This window comes from Streptomyces pseudovenezuelae, assembly GCF_029892565.1.
Classification (GTDB): Bacteria; Actinomycetota; Actinomycetes; order Streptomycetales; family Streptomycetaceae; genus Streptomyces; species Streptomyces pseudovenezuelae_A.
Genome location: NZ_JARXVH010000003.1, coordinates 684,768 through 706,839, shown reverse-complemented (window position 1 = coordinate 706,839; position 22,072 = coordinate 684,768). Strand labels below are relative to the sequence as shown.

General features: G+C 70.8%; 15 protein-coding genes, 2 tRNA genes and 1 pseudogene. 5 read left to right on the top strand and 13 right to left on the bottom strand.

Annotated elements, in window-relative coordinates:
• Positions 1-50 precede the first annotated feature (50 nt).
• From M2283_RS12195 to M2283_RS12170, 6 genes are all read right to left on the bottom strand, one after another.
• On the bottom strand, positions 51-809 hold the full coding sequence (locus M2283_RS12195) for a TetR/AcrR family transcriptional regulator (RefSeq protein WP_280876149.1): 759 nt from the start codon (positions 807-809) through the stop codon (positions 51-53).
• 158 nt (positions 810-967) lie between these two features.
• Positions 968-2,353, bottom strand: a complete 1,386-nt coding sequence (locus M2283_RS12190; RefSeq protein WP_280876148.1) for an MFS transporter — start codon at positions 2,351-2,353, stop codon at positions 968-970.
• A 109-nt stretch (positions 2,354-2,462) separates the two neighbouring features.
• On the bottom strand, positions 2,463-4,640 hold the full coding sequence (locus tag M2283_RS12185; protein ID WP_280876147.1) for an ArnT family glycosyltransferase: 2,178 nt from the start codon (positions 4,638-4,640) through the stop codon (positions 2,463-2,465).
• Entirely contained in the window at positions 4,637-6,148 is a 1,512-nt protein-coding gene (locus tag M2283_RS12180; RefSeq protein ID WP_280876146.1) for a bifunctional glycosyltransferase family 2/GtrA family protein, read from the bottom strand. Before M2283_RS12180 ends, M2283_RS12185 begins: the two co-directional genes overlap by 4 nt.
• Positions 6,149-6,162: 14 nt before the next feature.
• Positions 6,163-7,779: a HAMP domain-containing sensor histidine kinase gene (locus M2283_RS12175; RefSeq protein ID WP_280876145.1), complete on the bottom strand. Its 1,617-nt coding sequence runs from the start codon at positions 7,777-7,779 to the stop codon at positions 6,163-6,165.
• Positions 7,776-8,516, bottom strand: a complete 741-nt coding sequence (locus tag M2283_RS12170; protein ID WP_185146104.1) for a response regulator transcription factor — start codon at positions 8,514-8,516, stop codon at positions 7,776-7,778. The genes M2283_RS12175 and M2283_RS12170 overlap by 4 nt, the downstream gene beginning before the upstream one ends.
• A gap of 185 nt (positions 8,517-8,701) precedes the next feature.
• Between M2283_RS12170 and M2283_RS12165 the strand changes: the two genes are divergently transcribed.
• Positions 8,702-10,186: a PQQ-binding-like beta-propeller repeat protein gene (locus tag M2283_RS12165; RefSeq protein WP_280876144.1), complete on the top strand. Its 1,485-nt coding sequence runs from the start codon at positions 8,702-8,704 to the stop codon at positions 10,184-10,186.
• Between the two features lie 11 nt (positions 10,187-10,197).
• Here M2283_RS12165 and M2283_RS12160 read toward each other — a convergent pair whose 3' ends face one another.
• The 3 genes and pseudogenes from M2283_RS12160 to M2283_RS12150 all read right to left on the bottom strand — a co-directional run.
• Positions 10,198-11,133, bottom strand: a complete 936-nt coding sequence (locus M2283_RS12160) for an amidohydrolase family protein (protein ID WP_432423065.1) — start codon at positions 11,131-11,133, stop codon at positions 10,198-10,200.
• Positions 11,134-11,164: 31 nt separating this feature from the next.
• Positions 11,165-12,100 carry a DUF2797 domain-containing protein gene (locus M2283_RS12155; protein WP_280876142.1) on the bottom strand — a complete coding sequence of 312 codons (936 nt, stop codon included), beginning with the start codon at positions 12,098-12,100 and terminating at the stop codon, positions 11,165-11,167.
• Between the two features lie 60 nt (positions 12,101-12,160).
• Positions 12,161-12,520 (bottom strand): annotated as a pseudogene (locus tag M2283_RS12150) (HGxxPAAW family protein); the annotation flags it as partial.
• A 191-nt stretch (positions 12,521-12,711) separates the two neighbouring features.
• Here M2283_RS12150 and M2283_RS12145 point away from each other — a divergent pair.
• Positions 12,712-13,227, top strand: a complete 516-nt coding sequence (locus M2283_RS12145; RefSeq protein WP_280876141.1) for a GtrA family protein — start codon at positions 12,712-12,714, stop codon at positions 13,225-13,227.
• Between the two features lie 427 nt (positions 13,228-13,654).
• On the opposite strand, the gene M2283_RS12140 is transcribed toward M2283_RS12145, so the two are convergent.
• Together M2283_RS12140 and M2283_RS12135 are read right to left on the bottom strand one after the other, a co-directional pair.
• Positions 13,655-14,230 (bottom strand): hypothetical protein, encoded by a 576-nt coding sequence (locus M2283_RS12140; protein ID WP_280876140.1) that lies wholly within the window; start codon positions 14,228-14,230, stop codon positions 13,655-13,657.
• Between the two features lie 127 nt (positions 14,231-14,357).
• Positions 14,358-15,041, bottom strand: a complete 684-nt coding sequence (locus M2283_RS12135) for a DUF4232 domain-containing protein (protein WP_280876139.1) — start codon at positions 15,039-15,041, stop codon at positions 14,358-14,360.
• 394 nt (positions 15,042-15,435) lie between these two features.
• Between M2283_RS12135 and M2283_RS12130 the strand changes: the two genes are divergently transcribed.
• Complete coding sequence (locus M2283_RS12130) at positions 15,436-15,999, top strand: dihydrofolate reductase family protein (RefSeq protein WP_280876138.1); 564 nt, start codon at positions 15,436-15,438, stop codon at positions 15,997-15,999.
• Between the two features lie 181 nt (positions 16,000-16,180).
• On the opposite strand, the gene M2283_RS12125 is transcribed toward M2283_RS12130, so the two are convergent.
• Both M2283_RS12125 and M2283_RS12120 read right to left on the bottom strand, forming a co-directional pair.
• Positions 16,181-16,253, bottom strand: a tRNA-Arg gene (locus M2283_RS12125).
• Positions 16,254-16,413: 160 nt separating this feature from the next.
• Positions 16,414-16,504 (bottom strand) — tRNA-Ser (locus M2283_RS12120).
• A 213-nt stretch (positions 16,505-16,717) separates the two neighbouring features.
• Here M2283_RS12120 and M2283_RS12115 point away from each other — a divergent pair.
• Positions 16,718-17,323 carry an SSI family serine proteinase inhibitor gene (locus tag M2283_RS12115; RefSeq protein ID WP_432423057.1) on the top strand — a complete coding sequence of 202 codons (606 nt, stop codon included), beginning with the start codon at positions 16,718-16,720 and terminating at the stop codon, positions 17,321-17,323.
• Between the two features lie 292 nt (positions 17,324-17,615).
• Entirely contained in the window at positions 17,616-21,968 is a 4,353-nt protein-coding gene (locus M2283_RS12110; protein WP_280876137.1) for a PAS domain-containing protein, read from the top strand.
• Positions 21,969-22,072 lie beyond the last annotated feature (104 nt).

Below are 22,072 nucleotides of genomic sequence, written 5' to 3'. Positions count from 1 at the left end.
CGCTGCGGAGCCGCAGATCGACACAGCCCCGCGGCCCCTGACGGGGCGGGTTAGTCGCCGTTTCTTTTCACCATTGCCTCGATTCCTGCCACCAACAGGTCCAGGGCGAAGGTGAAGTCCCTCTCCCTCATTTCCTCCACCGTGTCGCCGCCCCTCGCTTCCATGAGGTCGGCTGATTCCTGGAGGACCTCGGCGGCGGACGGGGCCCGGGTTGCCGCGGTCATGGCGTGGCGGAAGTACTCGTCCTGGGTCATGCCGGCGGCTGCGGAGCGGGCGATGTAGTGGCCCTCGATCGTGCCGTAGCCGTAGACGAACTGGAAGACGGCCGAGATGGCGCCCGTCAGGCCGGCGGCGGGCAGGCCCGTTTTGCGGATGACCTGTTGCACGACTCGGGAGAAGGCCAGTGCGTTCGGGCCGATGTTGAGGAACGTGCCTGCCAACGGGGACAGCCAGGGGTGGCGGACCAGGAGGGCGCGGTACTCCGTTGCCAGGGCGCGGAGTTGGTCTCGCCAGTTCTCGTCGGATTCCGGGTCGGGCAGGGGGAGTTCGCCGAAGGCCGCGTCGAGGGCGAGTTCCAGGAGGTCGTCCTTGGTGTCGACGTACCAGTAGACGGACATCGCCGTGACGTTCAGTTCGGCGGCGAGGCGGCGCATGGAGAACTTGGGCATGCCCTCGGCGTCCAGGAGCCTTACCGTCACCCCGGTGATGCGGTCCCGGTCGAGCCCGGACGGCTGCCCGCCCCGACCGCGCCGGACCTTGCCCTCCAGCCACACACTGGTCCGCGCCGCCCGCTCGGCCGACCTAGCCATCAGCGCACGCACCTTCCTGGATATGCAGTACTGATCAAGATGCCAGATGGGGGCCGACCCTAAGGAGCGCGGGGCTGTGTCGATTCGCGGCTCCGCCGCGTGGGCGCGATCAGCCACAACGGGCTCGCACCCGCAAAACAACCGCACCCCCCGAGCTCTCAGGCGACCACCATTTCCGAGTCTGCCCGCTCCGCCCGGCGCAACAACGCCGCCGCCACGAACCCACCCAGCAACACAGCCCCGGCTCCCACCAACTGGCCCGACCGCAGCCCTTCGGCGAGCCCTCCGGAAGAGCTGAGGACCGCTCCGAGTACGGCAACCCCCAGCCCGTTGCCGAATTCCGCCAACGTTCCGTTGACCCCGGCCCCGACCCCCGCCTTGGCCGGCGGTATCGCGCTCATGATGGCGTGGGCCATGGCCGGGCTGGCGATCGCGCCACCGGCACCGATGAGCAGCAGGCCGAGCAGCGTCCCGGCGTAGCCGCCCGTGGCCAGCACCGCGATCGACGCCAGCCCCGCCGACATCAGCACCATCCCCAGCGCGATGGAAACCGGCGTACCCAGCCTCGCCGACCACTTCGCCGACAGCCCCGTGAAGTTGAGGGCCACGATGGTCAAGGCCAGCGGAGCGGTCCGCAGGCCCGCCTCCAAGGGGCCGTATCCCAGGACGAATTGCAGGTGCTGGGTGAGGAGGAAGAGGGAGCCGCCCATGCCGAAGGCGATGAGCACCGCCCCTGCTACGGCGCCCGTGAAGCGGCGGTCGCGGAAGAAGTGCGGGTCGAGCATGGGGTACGGGATCCGGTTCTCCCAGTAGGCGAAGGCGCCCAGGGTGACGGAGGCGACGGCCGCCGGGAGCAGGACGCGGCCCGACGTCCAGCCGTGCTCCGGGCCGGAGATGATCGCGAAGACGAGTGAGGCCATGCCGATCGTGGAGAGCAGGGCGCCGGGGAGGTCGGGGCGGTCGCCGGTGGGGTTCTTGGACTCGGGGACCAGGGCCACGACCGCGACCAGGCCCAGCGCCGCTACCGGCAGGTTGATCAGGAAGATCGCGCCCCACCAGAAGTGGTTGAGCATGAAGCCGCCGAGCAGCGGGCCTATCGCGAAGCCGAGCGCGTTGACCGCCGCCCAGATGCCGATCGCCTTCGGCTGCTCCTCTGGCGTGAAGATCTGCATCACCACGGCGAGGGTGGTCGTCATCAGCAGCGCGCCGCCCACGCCCATGCCCGCGCGGGCCGCGATCAGTTGGCCCGTGGAGCCGGCCAGGCCCGCCGCCAGCGAACCGATGCCGAAGAGGGCGAGTCCGGTCAGCAGCATCTTCTTGCGGCCGTAGCGGTCGGCCGCGCTGCCGGCCGTGAGCAGCAGGCCGGACTGGACGAGCGAGTAGGCGTTGATCATCCACTGGATGTCCGAGGTCTCGGCGTGCAACTCCCTGGTGAGGGAGGGGATCGCCACGTTCAGCACGGTGTTGTCGAGCAGCACGGTCAGCTGGGCGAGACAGATGACACCGAGGATCAGCCAGCGCTGGGGGTGGCCCTGAGAACTCATGCCGTACAGCGTATAAGGCGTCCTGTACGGCGTACAACGGAGATGCGAAGGAGGGCGGTGACCGTGGTCGCCGCCCTCCGCCGATATCCCTCCGTCAACCAGTTGTCGGCTAGCTGCTCGTCTTCTGCGTGAGGTCGTAGAAGGTGGCCGTACCGACCGTGACCTTCTTGAAGTTCTTCTCGACCCACGAGGTGATCTGCGAGGACGTACCGGTGCTGCTGCCGCCCATGCCGCCACCCGTTCCGCTGGAGATGAAGTAGTGGACCTTGCCGTCGGCCACGTACTTCTCGAACTGCGCCAGCGTCGGGGACGGGTCGGTGCCGTTGAAGCCGCCGATCGCCATCACCGCGTCACCGGTGGCGAGTTGGTAGCTCGCCGCGTTCTGGGCGCCGATCGCGGCCGCCGACCAGGTGTACTTGTCGGCGTCGGTCGTCAGCAGCTTCTTGGCCTCGGAACTGACGGTCGCGCCGTTCAGCAGGCCGCCGACGCCACCGCCGCCGCCCATGCCGCCGCCGTCACCGGTGGTGCCGTTGCCGTTCTGCTGACCCGGCATACCGCCGGTGCCGCCGCCCGGGAAGCCGCCGCCGCCCTGCTGGTTCTGGCCCTGGGTGTTGCCGTTGCCGTTCTGCTGGCCCGGCATGCCACCGCCGCCGAAGCCGCCGCGGGCGCCGCCACCCCCGCCGGGACCGCCCCGGCCGCCCATCATGCTCGCGCCCGCCGGACCGGCCGTCGGGATGGAGCCGGTGTGCGCGGAGTCGACCGTGCTCAGGGTGTACGCCGTCGGGCCGGCCAGGGAGGCCACGATGCCCAGGCCCACTGCCGCGAGCGCGAGTTGGCGGCCCAGCTTGGCCACGAAGATCACACCGAGTGCGGCGGCCAGGCCGCCGATCAGGACGAGCCAGCGCAGCCAGGGCAGGTAGTCGGGAGTGCGGTTGAGGAGTACGTAGCCCCAGACCGCGCCCGCCACGATCGCTGCCGCCAGGGTGAGCGAGGCCCACATCTCGGAGCGCCTCTCCCACAGGCTCCCGGCGCCCATGCCGATCACGGCGGCGATGTAGGGGGCGAGAGCGATCGTGTAGTACTGGTGGAAGATGCCCGCCATGTAGCTGAAGACGAGCAGGGTGATCAGCAGCGAGCCGCCCCACACCAGGAACGAACCGCGGGTCACCGAGGTCCGCTTGAGCTTGCGGGTGGCCACCAGACCACCGGCCAGCAGGATCAGCGCGGCCGGCAGCAGCCAGGAGATCTGGCTGCCGATCTCGGAGTTGAACATCCGGTCCCAGCCGGTCTCGCCCCACTGCCCGGTGCCGCCCGCGCCACCGCCGCCGCCGACGCTGCCGGTCTCGTCACCGTTGATGCGGCCCAGGCCGTTGTAGCCGAAGGTCAGTTCAAGGAAGCTGTTGTTCTGCGAACCGCCGATGTAGGGGCGCGAGGAGGCGGGCCACAGCTCGACGATCGCGACCCACCAGCCGCCGGAGACGATCAACGCGAGCGTGCCCGCGGCCAGTTGTCCGAACCGCTTCTTCAGCGAGACCGGCGCGCAGACGGCGTAGACGATCGCCAGCGACGGCAGGATCAGGAAGGCCTGCAGGGTCTTGCCGAGGAACGCGAAACCGATCGCGACCCCGCACCACACCAGCCACTTGGTCCGGCCGTCCTCCAGGCCGCGGACCACGAAGTAGCAGGCCAGCGCCATCAGCAGGGCGAGCATCGCGTCCGGGTTGTTGAACCGGAACATCAGCGCGGCCACCGGGGTGAGCGCGAGCACCGCACCCGCGATCAGTCCGGCCGCGGGGCTGAACCGGCGGCGCACGGAGGCGTAGACGACGGCGACCGTGCCGACGCCCATGAGGACCTCGGGGCCCAGGATCGTCCAGGTGTTGAGGCCGAAGATCCTGGCCGCGATCTCCATCGGCCACAGGAACGCCGAGGGCTTGTCGACGGTGATCGCGTTGCCCGCGTCCAGCGAGCCGAAGAACATCGCCTTCCAGCTCTTGGTGCCGGCCTGGACGGCCGCCGAGTAGAAGGAGTTGGAGTAGCCGTTGGCGCCCAGGTTGTAGAAGTAGAGCGCCGCGGTGGCGACCAGCAGGCCGAGGAAGGCCGGGCGGGCCCAGCGGGGGTCCTCGGGACGACCGCGCCACAGTCTCCGTACGAAGGGCTGCTTGGGCTCGCCGCCCGCGGGGGCGGGTGCCTGCGGCGACTGCTGCTGGGGCAGGTCCGGCGCGGGGCCCGAGGGGGTGGGAGCCGCACCCCCCTGATACGTCGTCCGGTCGTACTGGGTGGTCATCGGGTGTCCCCCGGATCGGTGTCGTAAGGGCGCATCGGCCGGAACTGCATCGTGGAGTCCCGCCAGGTGCCGTCCGCGGCTTCACCGGCGCGGAACTGGGAGGTCTGGTGCGGCTGTTGCGACTGCTGTGACTGCCGCGACTGCTGACCGGTGGGCGAGCGGTGCGGCAGCGGAGGCTGCTGTGCGTACTGCTGCTGGTACTGCGCCGTCGAGTACGTCGGTGACGACGGGCTGTGCGAGGCGACCACCGTCGAGCCCGCGTCGCTCTCCCGGCGGTCCGGGAACACCCACGCCCTGAAGAGCAGGAAGCGCAGGACGGTCGCCGCGAGGTTGGCGGCGATCAGCACCGCCAGCTCGGTGGAGTGCGCGGGGTTGCTGCTGGCCGCGTTCAGGGCGGCGAGCGAGCCGCTGGTCAGCGCCAGGCCGATGCCGAAGACGACCAGGCCCTGCGCCTGGTGCCGGACCGCGCCGCCGCGCCCGCGCACCCCGAAGGTCAGCCGCCGGTTGGCCGCCGTATTGGCGACGGCGGAGACCAGCAGGGCCAGCGCGTTGGCGATCTGCGAGCCGGTGAAGGAGCGGAAGGCGCTGTAGAGCACCAGGTAGAAGAGCGTCGACAGACCGCCGACCACGCAGAACCCGACGAGCTGGCGGGCCAGCCCCTTCGGCACGTCCTGGATGTCGCGGTCGCGCGGGTCGTCGCCGAACGGGCGGGTGATCCGGTCCAGCGGCAGCGAACCGCTCGCCAGGGCCTTGCCCACGCGCCACACCCCCTTGAGGTCCTCGGTCGCCGTCTTCACGATGTGCACCGTCGAGTCCGGGTCGTCGACCCAGTCGACCGGCACCTCGTGGATCCGAAGGCCCGCGCGCTCGGCGATGACCAGCATCTCGGTGTCGAAGAACCAGCCGGTGTCCTCGACCATCGGCAGCAGCACCTGGGCCACATCACGCCGGATGGCCTTGAATCCGCACTGCGCGTCCGAGAAGCGGGCCTGCAGCGAGCCGCGCAGGATGAGGTTGTACGAGCGGCTGATGAACTCCCGCTTGGCGCCGCGCACCACGCGCGACGAGCGGGCCAGCCGGGAACCGATCGCCAGGTCGGAGTGGCCGGAGATGAGCGGTGCCACCAGGGGCAGCAGTGCGTTCAGGTCGGTCGACAGGTCCACGTCCATGTAGGCGAGGATCGGAGCGTCCGAGGCGGACCAGACGGTCCGCAGCGCCCGGCCGCGGCCCTTCTGCTCCAGCCGGAAGGCCTTGACCTCCGGAAGCTCCGCCGCCAGCCGCGCGGACACCTGGGGGGTGGTGTCCGTCGACGCGTTGTCCGCGATCGTGATGCGGAACGCGTACGGGAACGTGCGCTTGAGATGGTCGTGCAGTCTCAGCACACACGGCTGGAGGTCCTTCTCCTCGTTGTAAACGGGGATCACTACGTCCAGAACAGGCGTACCGGCGTCGCCGGCCGGGAGGTGCTCCCGCGCCGGCAGGGTGCCGGGAGAAGAGTCGGTTCGCATGGGAACGACTCTTGTCAAGCGCCCTGTTGCACCCATGTGGTGGCACTGTGCTGCGCCTGTGAGTGCGATTGCCAATTCGTTTCGGGGGCCGGCTGGGGGAGCTGCGGAGCGAGGGCCGGCAGGTGCACGGTGAAGACCGTGCGGCCCGGAACGCTGTCCACGGTCACCGCGCCGCCGTGCGCGCTCGCGACGGCCTGCACGATCGCCAGACCCAGGCCGGTCGAGCCGGTCGAGCGCGACCGAGCCGAGTCACCGCGGGCGAACCTCTCGAAGACGTGCGGGAGCAGGTCGGGCGGGATGCCCTGGCCGTTGTCCTCGACGTCCACGCACATCCACGGGCCGCGCCGCTGCACGCGGGCGGTGACGGTCGTACCCGGTGGGGTGTGCTTGCGGGCGTTGCCGAGCAGGTTGATGAGGACCTGCTGGAGGCGGGCCGCGTCGCCGGAGACCGCGGCGGGTTCGTCGGGCAGGTCGAGGCGCCAGTTGTGGTCCATGCCGGCCGCGCGGGCGTCGCTGATGGTGTCGACGACCAGCGGGATGAGGTCGGTCTGCTCGAACTGGAGCGGCCGTCCGGCGTCCAGCCGCGCGAGCAGCAGCAGGTCCTCCACGAGCAGCGTCATGCGGCTCGCCTCGGACTCGATACGGCCCAGCGCGTGCCGGGTGTCCGGGCCGACCTGCTCTCTGCCGCGCCGGGTCAGCTCGGCGTACCCGCGGATGGAGGCGAGCGGGGTGCGCAGCTCATGGCTGGCGTCCGCGACGAACTGCCGTACCCGCATCTCGCTCTGCTGGCGGGCGTGCAGCGCGCCGTGCACGTGGTTCAGCATCCGGTTGAGCGCGGCGCCGACCTGGCCGACCTCGGTGTGCGGATCGGTCTCGGACTCCGGGACGCGCTCGCTGAGGTTCACCTCGCCGGTGTGCAGGGGGAGTTCGGAGACCCGGGTGGCGGTGCTGGCGACGCGGCGCAGCGGGCGGGTGGCGACGCCGACGAGGACGTAGCCGGCGATGCCCGCGGCGGCGAGGCCGGCGGCGGTGACGCTCAGCTCGACGATGATCAGGGTGTTGATGGTGCTGTCGGTCTCGGTGGTGGGGAGGCCGACGTAGTAGCCGCTGCGGTACTCGACGCGGTAGGTGCCGAGCCCCGGAAGCTCCACGGTGTGCGCGTTGCCGTCCTGGGACACCTCGCCGAGGGCGGTCTTCTGCGCCGCGTTGAGGTCCGCGGCACTCATCTCGAAGTTCTCGTTGGACTTCTTGCCGACATAGCCGCTGGTGACGGAGTCGTTGACGACGGTGGCCGCGACCGTGCCGCTGGGTTGCGGGCCGTGTTGGACGAAGTCGCTGATATCGGTCGTCTTGGGTTTCTGGGCCTGCTGCTGGTTGCCCTGGCCGAGCGCGCCGCCACCCTTGCCCGCGCCGGGCGGCTGGAAGTCGCCGGACACACGGGCCGTGGCCTCGCGCAACTGGTCGTCCAACTGGTCGTACAGATGCGAGCGCAGCGCGAGGGTCGTCACCGTGCCGATCACCGCACACACCACGGCGATCAGCGTCACGGACGCGACGACGAGCCGTGTCCGCAGGGTGCGCGGCTTACCCGCTCGTCGCTTCTGCGCACGCGGCCGTCGTCGCCCGCTCATGAGGCCGCGGGCTTGATCAGGTAACCGGCCCCACGCCGGGTGTGGATCATCGGCTCACGCCCGGCGTCGATCTTCCGGCGGAGGTAGGAGATGTACAGCTCGACCACGTTGGCCTGGCCGCCGAAGTCGTAGGACCACACCCGGTCGAGGATCTGCGCCTTGCTGAGGACACGCCGAGGATTACGCATGAGGAAGCGCAGCAGTTCGAACTCGGTGGCGGTGAGGTGGATGCCCTCGCCGGCCCGCGAGACCTCGTGGCTGTCCTCGTCGAGGGTGAGGTCGCCGACCACGAGTACGGAGTCGGAGCGGCGGTCGGCGGCACCGGAGCGGCGGATCAGTCCGCGCAGCCGGGCGACGACCTCTTCGAGGCTGAACGGCTTGGTGACGTAGTCGTCGCCGCCCGCGGTGAGGCCGGCGATACGGTCCTCGACGGCGTCCTTCGCCGTCAGGAACAGCACCGGCACGTCCGGCAGTTCGCGGCGCATCCGCCCCAGGACGGTCAGGCCGTCCATGTCGGGCAGCATCATGTCCAGGACGACGGCGTCGGGCCGGAACTCGCGCGCGGTCTGGATGGCACCCGTGCCATCCCCCGCACTCCGGATCTGCCAGCCCTCATAGCGAAGAGCCATGGACAGCAGTTCGGTGATCGACATTTCGTCGTCCACCACAAGCACTCGGACGGGGCTCCCGTCCGGCCTCAGCAGTTCGGTGCGCCCCTGGGGCGAGGTCGTGGTCATGGTGAACACACTGTCGGGATCCTCTGAGAGCACGCTTTCGACAACCTGTGATTTCCCTAAGAAACTCACAGGGGCCTCTCAGGCAACCCCTTGGAACCGCTTGCTTCGGGGAGAGGTGTCGGTACAAGATCCCTCAACCGCTCAAGGGAACGGTGACGTGGAGATGCGGGGGCACGGGGGCTGTGGTGACAGGTGGAGGCATAGGCAGGGGCGTAGCCGTACGGCTGCCGGGGGAACCGGATCCCAAGGCCTGGCGCCGACTGGCGCTGTACCTGACGGGATACGTGACCGCGGTCCTCCTCATCCTCACCGGCCTGGAGCCGTGGCACGCCACCCCGGCCCCGAAACCCGACCTGGTCACAGGGGCGCAGGGCGCCTTCCCACCCGCGCTCGGCCCCGAGCCACCGGCCACGCCCGACCACGTCCTGCGCCGGACGACCGCCGACGAGACCGTGGTGCACGGGCTGTCGATCCGGGCGACGGGGGTGGGGGTGGGGGTGCGAGCCGTGAACATACGGACCGGCTCGGAGTACTGGCGCTATGAGCGGGGCGGCTACGGGGACGGCGACCTGGCCGGGGACGGGGACCCGGCGGACGGGAACGGGGATGAGGACAGGGGCTTCTACACACCGACGCTCGACGTGTCCGCGCGCACGGTGGTGGCGGGCTTCACGGACGGCCGGCTCACAGCGATCGACCTGCGCTCGGGCCGGATCCTGTGGCACCGGAGCATCTCGGAGGGCGAGAGCCGCAGAGGCCTGTCCTTCCGGTTGACCGGCGGCGAGGTCATCACGGAAACCCCCGCCGGCATCCGCGCCCTCGCCGAACGCACCGGCCGCACCCTGTGGACGGCGAGCAGACCGGCCGGCTGCGACGAGACACCGATCCAAACGGTGTATGACTTCCCGGACCACCTCGTCACGGCTCTGGTGCGCTGCGACGTACTGGGCCCCGAGCAGCGCATCGGGGGCTACGACATCCCGCCCTCCGTCACCAAGACCTCCGCCCTCCTCCTCGGCATCCACGACCGCACGGGCAAGGTGCTGTGGCGACAACAGCACGCGGAGCCGTACGACGACCTCCTCCGGGCCGGCACCCACACGCTGGCCGCCGTCGGCCCCGAACGCCGCACCCCACGCCCGGTCCGCCTCCTCGACGTGAGCCGCGAGGGGGCGCCGGAACGGACCGCCTTCTCCATCCACCTCCTGGCCCGGCTCACCACGGGCAACGGCATCGCGGTCACCACGGTCGACCCGCACATCTACGACACCGGCTCCCCCACCCTCCTCAGCGCCTACGACACCGGAACGGGCCGCCTCCGCTGGAGACTCCGCGCACCGACCGGGAAGGCGTACGGCGATCCCGTGGTCGCGGACGGCCGGGTATACGTCGTCCGCCAGCCGATCTTCCGGTACGCCGACGCCGGCCACACCACCTCGGCCGACCTGCTCGTCCTGGACGCGGAGACGGGGCGGGTGGGGCATGTGCTGGAGCTGACGGGGTTGACCGTGCCGAAGGACGTCAATGCGGCTGCTTCGCTGGACGTTCGGGTGGTGGGGGACAGGGCAGTGGCGGAGGGGGCGGACGACACGGGTGGCACGGATGGCGCGGTCGCGATCAGGTGGCGGGAGGAGCGGGATGAGCTACTGCTGATGACTGATGACTCGTGACTGATCGCCGGTCACAACCCGAACAGCCTCGCCCCGTTGTCGTGGCACACGGCCCGCAGCCAGTCGTCGCCGAGCCCCAGCCGCTCCAGTACCTCCAGCTGATGGACGTACGGATAGGGGATGTTGGGGAAGTCGCTGCCGAGCAGGATCCGGTCGCCGAGGTCGGCCAGCCGGGGCAGTGCCCTCCGGGGGAACGGCGCGAACTGTTCGCTGAAGTCCGTGAACGACATCGTCGTGTCCAGCCGCACCTCGCTGTACCGCTCGGCCAGGTCGAGGAAGTCCTCGTACTCCGTCATCCCCATGTGCGCGACGATCAGCCGCAGTTGGGGATGCCGGGCGAGCACGCGCCCGATCGGCTCCGGCCCGGTGTGCTTGCCGGGCATGGGCCCGGAACCGCAGTGGATCACGACGGGCACACCGGCCTCGGCGAGCAACCCCCAAGCCCCGTCCAGGAGTTCATCGGCCGGGTCGTACGCCCCCACCTGCACATGCGCCTTGAAGATCCGCGCCCCCGCCTCGACGGCCTCCCGGACATAAGTCTCGACTCCCGGCTCGGGAAACAGCGTCGAGGTGTGCAGGCAGTCGGGGGTACGGCGAGCGAAGTCGACGGCCCAGCCGTTGAGCCACTCGGCCATGCCCGCCTTGTGCGGATAGAGCATCGCGGTGAAGGCACGGACGCCGAAGTCCCGGATCAGGGCGAGCCGTTCGGCCTCTTCGGCCCGGTAGGTGATGGGCCACTCGACACCGCCGGTGAGCGGCCCGAGGGAGTCGAAGTATCCCCAGACCTTGTGGAGAACGCGCTCGGGCATGAAGTGGGTGTGGACGTCGACGAGCCCGGGCAGTCCGAGCCGCTCCCAGAAGCGACGGACCTGGTCGCTCTCCTCGACGCCGTTCCCCTCGGTGCCCGTCCCCTCGACGTCCGTCTCCCCGATCCGCTGACCGTGCATGGTGCCCATCCGTTCCTGACCGTCCGAATGCTCAGAACAACTCGTCCTGCACAGCCGACACCCCTCTGAACTCCCGCAGGGGAAAGGTGAGCCGGCTCTCGTCCACACCCCCGGCTCCGGTCCCGACCCCGGCAGGCCCCAACTCCCACCCTGTCATCAACCGGGTATCGAGCACGACGATCTCCCGGACCCCCTTACCCCCCTCCCTATCCCCGTCCCCGTCCCCAACGGCGATGTGCAGATCGGGCCCAGCAGCCGCAACCAGTTCCCCCCTCACCGCCCCACCGGCGACCAGCTCACTCACCTCACCGACGGCGCCCGGCAGGCCCGCGAGCCCGAACGCGCCGACATGGTCAACCGGCCGGCACGGCTCCCGCACGAGCGACTCCGGCCACTCGGCAAGGGCCACCGCCCGGGCGTGCAACTCCACAACCTCGGCCGCCCGCTCGCCCTCAGTCCCGGGCAACCCCGAACGCACCGCCCGCTTGGCGGCGTACGGAATCCGATCGGGCACCCGAAGCGCGGCCCGCAACAACTCCTCCGTACGCCGGGCAGCCATCAACGGACCGGTGCCGAGCCAGCTGAAACACACCGCCCCCTGCTCCAACAGCCGGGCCGACCCCCGCTCGACCGCCGTGATCCCGACCTTGACCATGCCGGGTCCGAACCACGCCAGATACACGCGGTACGGCCGCGGATCGTCCGCGATCGTGTCGGCGGCCACGGAGTGCGCCCGATCCAGCCGCGCACACTCCTCGCACCGCGCCCCCGTACTCCGCCCCGACACCCCCGTCCGTACCGGACACGCATGCCCCCGCGCTCCCACACACGTCCGCACACCCCCGTCCACAACCCCGAAGGAGACCCGCTTCCCCCAGGCCAGCGCACTACGCCGTCCCCCGTCCCACACCAACACGGGGCCGCCATCCACCCACCGCAACCCCGAACACTTCCATGCCTGTGCCATCACTCATGAGAGTAGAAGACGGCACTGACAACGCGATCACCCTGGCGGGACCACCCCTACTCACCGTCCGGAAGAGTCACCAGCCAGAGACGCCTCACCCGTCACAGACTCCGCCTCCGGCACCGCCACCTGCTCTCGCGGGCGCCCTCGCTCGGGGTACCGCTGGGGATCCCGCCCCGCCAGCCGACACCCCACACACCCCACATGCCCCTCCCGCGCGGTCAGATCCCGTACCCGCCACCCCCACTGCTCTCGCGGCCGCATCCCCGGCGGCTTCCCCCACCCCGCGAGATGCAGGACCCAGGTGACCAGGACACTCACGACCACGATCCCGAGCCCACCGGCCGGCGCCACAACCGACGTCGTGCACACGCCGAGTCCGAGCACCGCCGCCCGGACTGACCCACCGGCCCACCCACTCCTCTGCCCCCTTCCCCCGGTCGCCCCGACCGTGGGGGTAGGGCTGGCTACACCATCGGTTCGGTAGGACACTCCATCGTTCCGGCGGGCGAATCACGGAATCGTGGACGTCAGTTGAACCACGACTTCACGAGACGCGCGAGACCCACACGGCTCACGCGGCTCACCGCCCGCCCGGAAGGAACCGCGCCATGGACGCCGTACGGCAGACCTCGACCGCCGGCCCCGGCCCGTTCGCTTCCTTCGTGCGGTTCGTGGTGTGCGGGGGCGGTGTCGGTGTCCTGTCCAGCGCGGCCGTACCGATGCTGGCCCTGCTGATGCCGTGGGCGCTGTCGAACGCCGTGATCACGATCGCCTCGACGATCCTGTGCACCGAACTCCACGCCCTGTTCACCTTCGGCACCGGCAAGCGCGCCGGCTGGCGCGAGCACTGGCAGTCGGCGGGTTCGGCGGCGGTCGCCTACGCGGTGACCAGCGTCGCGGTGCTCGTCCTCCACACCGTCCAGTCCACGCCCTCGCTGCTGACCGAACAGACCGTCTACCTCAGCGCGTCCGGCCTGGCGGGCCTCGGCCGCTTCCTGGTCCTGCGGCTGTTCGTCTTCACCGCCGAGACCCGGAAGCCGCGGCCTGTGGCAGCCGCCGGCTCGCAGCGACTGGCCTGGTTCGGTACGAGGGCACCGGCGGCGGCGCTGTCGCAGGCGGCGTGACGCCGCCCCAGGAACTCCGTGGTGGGCACGCCGAGTTCGGTCGGACGAAGGGGAGACCGGCCAGCCAGGAGTGTCCAACGGCACCCGCACCGCCGCGAATTCACTCGTGTCGGACGAGACGAACTCATGCTCACCCCCTACGCCACCGACGTCGCCATCCGACGCCGAACGAACCGACGCCCAACCACCCAGAGGTCGACCAGGCACACCCCCGCACCCACGACAACCCACCCCACAGAACCGCCGTCGTGATAGAGCCCGATCCCCACCCCGAGCAACATCACGCCAACAGCGAGCCCCATGAGGTCAAGCAGAACATCCGCCCACGCCACGGACTTGGAAAGATCGCCCACGCCTCAATCGTGACAGGCAGACAGATACGTACGGCAGGATTCCGTTCGCCTCACAGCTCCTGACGGAACCCAGCTCAACTACTCGCGCCGGACTTCCCCCCGGCCGGAGTGACGGCAAACCACAGCCCGTCCTTGCCCTGACCGTTCACCTGCCCGGCCGCGGTGTCCCCGCTGTACCTGTACAACGGCCAGCCGGCGAGGGTGAGTTGTGGCTTACCGTCGCGGTGGACGGTACCGAGGAGGCTCTTCTCCACGCCCGTGGTCTGCACGGAGTCCTGCGCGGAGTCCCCCACCATGACGGGTATCCACGTCTTCGTACACGCCCCGGCACACGTCCACTTGGACGGATCGGGCTCGTCCTTCTCATACCGGTAGAGGGTCATCCCATTGCCGTCGGTGACCACATCACCCGTACCGCCGACCGCCTTGGCGATCAGCGCGGTGGTCGTGGTGCCAGTTCTGTCTCCGCTCCCGTCGCCGGTCGGGGCCGAAGTCGCGGATTCCGACGCGGCCGTGGCAACCGGGGCGACCGAGGCGACGCTGCCGGGACTCGTAGCGCCGGCGTTGTCGGTCGACGAGTCGCACGCCGCCAGCAGAAGCGCGGAGACGAGCCCCGCGACCGAGGCGAGAACGATGCGGTGCGGGATCACGGAGTTGCCCTTCGGGAGTCGCCGTCCACTTACTCCCTACGTACGTGGCGCAGCTCCCGCACTCTCATCGACTGACGTCACATGGCGCAGACTTGACCAACGCATGTCTCACGAACTGCGGATGCGTTCAGCTGAAGGGAACGGCGTCCGCAGGCGCAGTGTGCCAGTTGGTGACGATCGGGTCGTCGACCGTGATGGTGTCCACCGGCAGGGAAACCGGGTTGGGGTCGTCGTCACCGACGCCGACGATGATGAAGTCCAGTTCCTTGCCACCGTCTTCGTTGGTGGTCTTCGGGTTCACGCCGGCATACGCGGTGGTGCTCCCGCTCAACTTGATCTGCTCACCGGCGGTCTCCTCCGCGGGACCCGCCTCGGTACCGTCGGATCCGAACGCCACGGTCGGCAGCCCGGCGGGCAGGTAGCAAGTGATCCCCGGCTTCGCCTTGGCGATGATCAAGATGTAGCCACCCGCCTGGGTCTCGGACTTGGTGCTCCAGGAAATGTCATTGGCCCCGCAGCCCTGCTCAACCGGCACCCGCTCGCCATCACCGGTGTCGACACCGGAACCGGCCCCGTCATCGGTCCCCTTGCCCGTCGCGTCGGAGCCCTTGCCGTTGCTCCCGCCGCTTCCCGCCGCCGACGAACCGGACGGGGCCGGGGTGACCGCCTCGCCGACCGGCGTAACGGACGATGACCCCTGCCCGGCACCGTTGTCCGAGGCCCCGCCCGACTCCTGGCACGCAGTCATCAACATGGCGCCACCCATGACAACTGCGGAGACGAGGAAGGCCTTGCGACGGTTGCCGAACATGAAATCCCCTTTGGTAAGCACTGGTTGAGACCGAAGCCGTCTCGGCCTCTCGGTGGTCGCTCGATCACTATGAGGGGGCTCCGAGCCGAAGGGCTCCCACCGCCTTCGTTCCAGGACAGCGCTGTCACAGACCAGTGACATGATCACGAGGAGTTGCGGGCCCGCGTTCCGGTTTTGAGGGCGGTGACCTGCGGTTTTGCGGGCGTACGAGACGGAGTCGACATCGCGAACCCCTATCGACCGCCATGCCTCGCCCTCCATACCTCGACCAAGTGACCGCCTCCTCCAGAAACGGTCTCGTGAGGTGACTCGGCCCAGGGATCCCGCGAGCCGCGATGAGTCCCGCGGCGTCCGGCGGTCATAGTGTCGACCCCGTCACCGAGGAGGGCTTCCGATGCGCAGCGTGACCTGTTCGATGGGCGTCTCACTCGACGGCTACATCGTCGGGCCGGACGGCGGCTTCGACTGGACGGCGCCCGACGAGGAGGTCTTTCGCTTCGTCACCGACGAGATCCGAGGGGTCGGTGTCCACCTGTTGGGCCGGCGGCTGTACGAGACGATGCTGTACTGGGAGACCGCCGACCAGGATCCTTCGCTCGACGCTCCGATGCTCGAATGGACAGCCCTCTGGAAGCCGCTTCCCAAGGTGGTGTTCTCCACCACGCTGTCGGCGGTACAGGGCAACGCCCGCCTGGCCTCCGGCGGACTGGCGGAGGAGATCGAGCGGCTGCGAGCCGAGCCGGGGGAGGGCGACATCGCGATCGGCGGCGCGACTCTCGCCGCCGAGGCAGCCGAGTTGGGCCTGATCGACGAGTACCGGGCCAGGGTCTACCCGGTGCTGGTCGGCGGCGGCACACCGTTCTTCCCCCGGCACGAGCGCCGGGTGGATCTCGAACTCGTCGAGACCCACACCTTCAGCTCGCGAGTCGTCTACCTCCGCCACCGCGTGGCGCGCTAACCGGCTCGTCGGCGTCTGTGGCGGCCGTCATCGTGGCGATGGCGCAGGCCCAGTCGACGTGCGGTGGAGTCACGGTCTCCAGGTGACGGGCACGCTCTCGGACCCGCACTTTTACTTCGCTGCCGCAGGCCTTCCCCGTAACGCAAAGGGCCCCGGATCTCTCCGGGGCCCTTCGTCTATGTGCACTCGGCAGGATTCGAACCTGCAACCTTCTGATCCGTAGTCAGATGCTCTATCCGTTAAGCTACGAGTGCTTGTCTTGCGTGCCGTTCCTGGTCCTTTCGGGCCGCTCGCGGCGACAGGAAGAACATTACATGACTGCCGCCGCCATGTGAAATCCGTTTGCCGTAGCCATTGTGACCTGCGGAAACGACGAAACCCCGGTCCTGGGACCGGGGTTTCGGTGATCTTGCGCGGAGGCGGAGGGATTTGAACCCTCGATGGGCTTTAAGGCCCAAACCGCATTAGCAGTGCGGCGCCATAGACCGGACTAGGCGACGCCTCCCGCACAGCCGCCCGCGCGAGCGCGAGTGGTGCGTGCAGATGATGACACAGTCGAGCGCGGTGTCACCAATCGCCTCCCACGGTACTAGGCGTGCAGGCCGCAGGGCAAAGCGCTTCCGTACCCGGCGAGGCCCGCCGGGAGGTCCGACGGGAGGTCCGCCGGGAGGTGGCCGGGAGAGCGCAACGTCCCGGCGCGGGCGGCGTTAGTCAGGTCATGTTGCAGGTCTCGCAGGTCTCGTATGTCTCCCAGCTATCGCAGGTTTCCCCGGCACCGGCACCGCCGGTTCCCCTGGCGTCTCAGGACTCCCCGGCGTCTCACCGCTCTCAACCGTCCCAAGCCCCTCGTCGCGGTCGCCGCCTCGCCGGTCTGGTCGTCGCCGTCGCCGCCTCCGCCTCCCTCGCCCCCACCCTCACCGCCCCCGCCGCGTACGCCGGGCCCCTCACCCTCGCCCCGCCGCCCGTCCGGGACGAGGACCGCGCCGGCGACCACCTCACCGTCACCGTGCGCGATGCGGGTGGACATAAGGACGGGACGTACGAGCTGTACTGCCATCCCGGGGGCGGGACCCATCCCGACGTCACCGGTGCGTGTGGGGCGCTCGATCGTGGGGCCCGTTGGGGGCGGGACATCTTCGCTCCCGTGCCCGACGGGAGCGTATGCACCATGCAGTACGGCGGGGCGGCCACCGCGCATGTCACCGGGGTGTGGGCCGGGCGGCCCGTGGATGCCTCGTACGACCGTCGGGACGGATGTGAGATCGGGCGGTGGAACCGGATGGTGCCTTTGCTGCCGGATCTGCGGCCCCGGGGGCAGGCGTAGCACCCCGGCGTCGAGGAGGACGAGAAGGACGGGTGCGCACAGGTGTTCCATCGGGGCTTCACCGGGTCCACAGAAGTGCCGTTCCGTCAGCTCTATGAGGTGTGCGCAGGCCAGGCGGCAGGCGGGGTCGTGCCGTCACACCTTCTGCGTCACTTCGTCGTGCGACCTCCCTCTCATCCGGCGCCGCGGGCGCGACCACTGCCCTTAGACTCCCTCGCGTGACACGTCGCGGGCAGGTTGGCAAGATGGCCCGAGCGGTCGGCAAGATGCGGTAACAGGGAGGAAGCGTCTCGTGAGCAGCAGGCCATCCCGAGGCGCTGCTCGCCTCGCAGCCATACTCGACGCGCTTCCCGACGCGTTGGTGCTGGTCAACGCCAATGGGACCGTCGTCAACGCGAACACCATCGCGCTGGAGGCCTTTGAAGCGCCGGGGACGGCGCTGGTGGGGCGGGGGCTGCTCGATCTGCTGCCCCAGTTCGACTCCAAGCTGATTCCGGGCTCCATGCGGCGGCCCGATCACATGGATCCCCGCGGGCAGACCAAGCCGACGCGGATGATCGCGCGGCGCACGGACGGCAGCGAGTTCCCCGTCGAGGTCACCAGCGCCAATCTGGAGAACGGGCAGCAGGCCTACGACACTTACGGCTACGGCTCCGACGAGCTGCTGATGCTCGTCGTGCGGGACCTGACCGGGACCGTCGACACCGAGGCCGAGCTGGCGCGTTCGCAGCGGCAGACCGAGATGATTCTGCGGGCCGCGGCCGAGGGCGTGGTGGGGACCGACACCGACGGGCGGATCGTGCTCGTCAATCCCGCCGCCGCCCAGATCCTCGGATACCGGGCCAGTGACCTCGGCGGCAAGGCGCTGCACGACCTCGTCCTGCACTCGCGCGCCGACGGCACCCCCTTCCCGTACGACGAGTCGCCGCTCGCCGACACCCTGCGGTCCGGGCGCAAGCACCGGGTGCGGGGGCAGGTGCTTTGGTCGAAGTCCGGGGCCGAGGTCTCCGTCGACCTCACGACCGCGCCCGTGCGCGACGGCGACCAGCTCGTCGGCGCGGTGATGACCTTCACCGACCGGCGACCGTACGACGCGCTCGCCGAGGAGAAGGACGCCGTCGAGAAGCGGCACACGGACGAGCTGGAGCGGATCGAGGAGGAGTACGCCTCCGAACTGACCGCCCTGCGCCAGAAGCACGTCCGCGAGATCGAGGAACTCCAGGAGCAGCACGACGAGGAGCTGGCGGCCGGCGAGGACCGGTACGCGGCGCTCGGTGAGCGGGCGAAGGACCGGTACGAAGCACTCGCCGGGCGGCACGAGCAGTTGCTGACGCTGCTGGCCCGGTCGCTGCGCGGCCCGCTGGACGAACTGCGCCGCGAGCTCGCCGCGCTGGCCGCCGACGACGCTGGCCAGCTGTGGCCCGAGGCTAACCAGGTGCTGCACCATCTGTCGGCCGGCTACTCGCGGATCACGACCCTCATCGACAACGTCCTCGGCTACCAGGCGCTGGACACCGGCAGCGAGCAGGTCGTTCGTACGAAAGTCATGCTCGACGCGGTCGTCGCCGCCGGGGTCGACGGGGCCGTCGAACTGATCGGGCCCGGGCGGGTGCAGTTCGCCGTGCACGCGCCGCCCATAGAGGCAGAGGTCGACCCGCAGCGGCTCGCCACCGCGCTCGCGCATCTCGTCGCGGACGTGGCCGGCGTCGACGCGACCGGCAACGCGCCCGTGTCGGCGGGCGGTTACATGGACAACACCGTCGTGGTCGCGGCGGCGCAGCGCGGTGAGGTCGTACGGATCGAGGTGCGCGGGCCGTACGCCGGGGGAGACCCGGTGCACGAGCCGATCGTGCGCGGGATCGTGCGGGCCCACGGCGGAGTGCTGCAGACGCATGAAGTGCCGGGTATGAGCGGCAGTGCGTACGTCCTCGAAGTGCCCATCGGGGGTGGGGCCGGCGCCGTCGAGGTGCAGGCCGCGGCCCTTGAGGTGGCCGAGCCCAGCTCCGGCGGCGGGCGGCGGCGGGCGCGGCGGTCCTCCGTCGACGCCTTCCTGGAGAGCGACGTTCCGGGGGAGGCCGGCGGGTCCGGCACCCCGGATGCCGAGGTCGCCGTGCCCACGGGCCGGCGGCGACGCCGGGCGGCCGGGGAGCCGGCCCAGGAACCGGTCGCCGCGGACGGTTCCGGCGGTACCGGTCGGCGGCGCGGGCGCGCGGCCGACGGCAGCGCGGAGGGCGAGATCGAGGGCGACGGTTCCGGGGACGAAGTCTCCGAGGGCGCCGTCGTCATGGCCGGCGAGTACGGCGCGGGTACCGCGGCCGTCGGCAGCGGCCTGGGCGGCACCGTGCCGCCGCAGGGCGTGCCCGCGCCCGCCGGCGGAACCACCACCGGACGGCGTGCCCGGCGTGACGGCGGCGAACAGCACGCCCTGCCGCCGGCCCTGCCCGCCTCCGCCGGCCAGGCCAACCAGCCGGTCCTCGCCAACCAGCCCGTTCCCGCCAACCAGCCCGTCCCCGCCGAGAACGCCGAGCCGACCGGGCGCCGTCGCCGCGCCCTGGCCGCCGCGAACGAACGCGCCGCCGCCGCGCAGGAGGCGGGGCCCCGTACGGTCTTCGCCCTGCCGCCGGCCGAGGCGGACCGGACGCCCGCGTCGGGGGCAGGGGCGGTCGCGGGCGGCGTGGAGGTGTCCCCGCAGCAGGCGCCGGTGGCCGGGCAGATGCCGACGCCCATGTCGGCGCCTGTGCCGCCGGGGCAGATGGCAGGGCAGGTCCCGGGAGCGGTGCCAGGGCAGGTCCCCGGTCAGATGCCGGGGCAGCCGATGCCCGGGCAGCTTCAGCCGCCCGTCCCCGTGCAGGGCCAGGTGCCGGGGCAGGTCCCGGGTCAGCTTCAGCCAGCGACGCCCATGCCGGTTCAGCAGCAGGCCCCCGTTCAGGCGCAGGCTCAGCCGCACCCGCAGGTCCCCGGTCAGAGTGGGCAGAACCTCGCCGGTGACGCCCTGATCGACGACGGTCGGCACGACGCCACCCCGCACGACCAGTCCGAGGACCACACCCCGCCGCAGCCGCACCCCACGAGCGCGCCAACGGGTCGTCGTCGCCGTGCCGTGGCGCAGGGCGGGGCGGCGGGGACGCCCGTGCAGGGAGTTCAGGCCGCGGAGGCCGTCGGGCAGCAGGTCCAGGGCGCCGGCGTGGCTCAGGCCCAGTCTCAGGCGGGGCTCGCGCCGGCCGTTCCCGGTCAGGCGGCCGGTACGGCGGGACAGCCGATCCCGCCCGGACCGCAGCCGGTGCCCGCGCAGGGCGCGCCCATCCCGGCCCAGGCAACCCCAGGCCAACCCCTTCCGGCGGAGGCCGCCGCCGGTCCCGTACCGGCGAACGGCGTCGCCACCCCCGTACCGCCCGCGCAGCCCGGCGGCACGCCCGCGCCCGGCACGCCGCTTCCGCCGGAAGTGGCCGCGGCGCAAGCCCAGGCTCAGGCGCGGGCCTCGCAGCCGTTGCCCGCTGAGGCGGGGGGCGGTGGCATGCCGGTCGACCCGAACTCCACTCAGGGGCGGGCGATCAGTGTGCGGACGCTCGGGCAGGGTGTGCCGTTCACGCGGCAGGCCGCGCAGGTGCAGCAGCCTGCGGCGGCGCCCGCGGCGAACAACCCCGCCAATGGGGGCCGGCGCCGCAAGCTCGGTACGCGGACCGATTCGGCCGCCGCGCCCCAGGAGCAGGCGGCCCGTCCGCATCCGTCGGCGGAACAGCCGCAGCCGCAGCACTCGCTCGCCGGGCAGTCCCGGCTGGCGCAGCCGACCGAGGGCTCCGGACGGTCGTACGCCATAGGAGCACCGGACGAGAACGCCGCCGAGGGCCCCGAGCCGCTGGACGGTCCCGGCGGGGCGGTCGAGGTCGCGGATCCGCCGCGTCCGCAGCCGCTGGACGACGAGTTGCCGCCGGAGCCGTTGGACAACCCGCGGCGGCTGCTGGTGTGGCCGGCGCCGGACGTCACCACGCAGCAGGCGCTCAGCGACCGCGGCTACCGGCCCGTCATCGTGCACTCGCGCGAGGAGGTCGACGCGCAGATCGCCGCCTTCCCGGCCGCGCTGTTCGTGGACCCGCTGACCGGGCCGATCACCCGGACCGCACTGCAGTCGCTGCGGCAGGCGGCGGTGGCCGCCGAGGTGCCGGTGATGGTGACGGCGGGGCTCGGACAGGCGACGCGCGAGGCGGCCTACGGCGCCGATCCCGCCGTACTCCTGAAGGCGCTCGCCCCGCGGGACAGCGAGCAGCACCCGCCGCGCGTGCTGCTCATCGAGGAGCACGCGGAGATCGCGCTGGCGCTGACGGCCACGTTGGAGCGGCGCGGGATGCAGGTCGCGCGGGCCGCGAGCGACGCGGACGCGGTGACGCTGGCGGGGCAGTTGCGGCCGAACCTGGTCGTGATGGACCTGATGCAGGTGCACCGGCGCCAGGCCGGCATCGTCGACTGGCTGCGCGCGAACGGCCAGCTCAACCGCACCCCGCTCGTCGTCTACACCGCCGCTGTCGACCAGGCCGACCTCCCCCGCCTCGCCTCCGGCGAGACGGTCCTCTTCCTCGCGGAACGGTCCACCAGCACCGAGGTGCAGAGCCGGATCGTGGACCTGCTGGCGCGGATCGGCACCAACTGATCGGCACCAACTGGCCGACAGCGACCGGTGATTGGCGACTTGCGGGCACGGGCCCACGTCCTACGACGGTGACGTGAGCCCTTGCCCGTGTTGGTGCCGGTGTC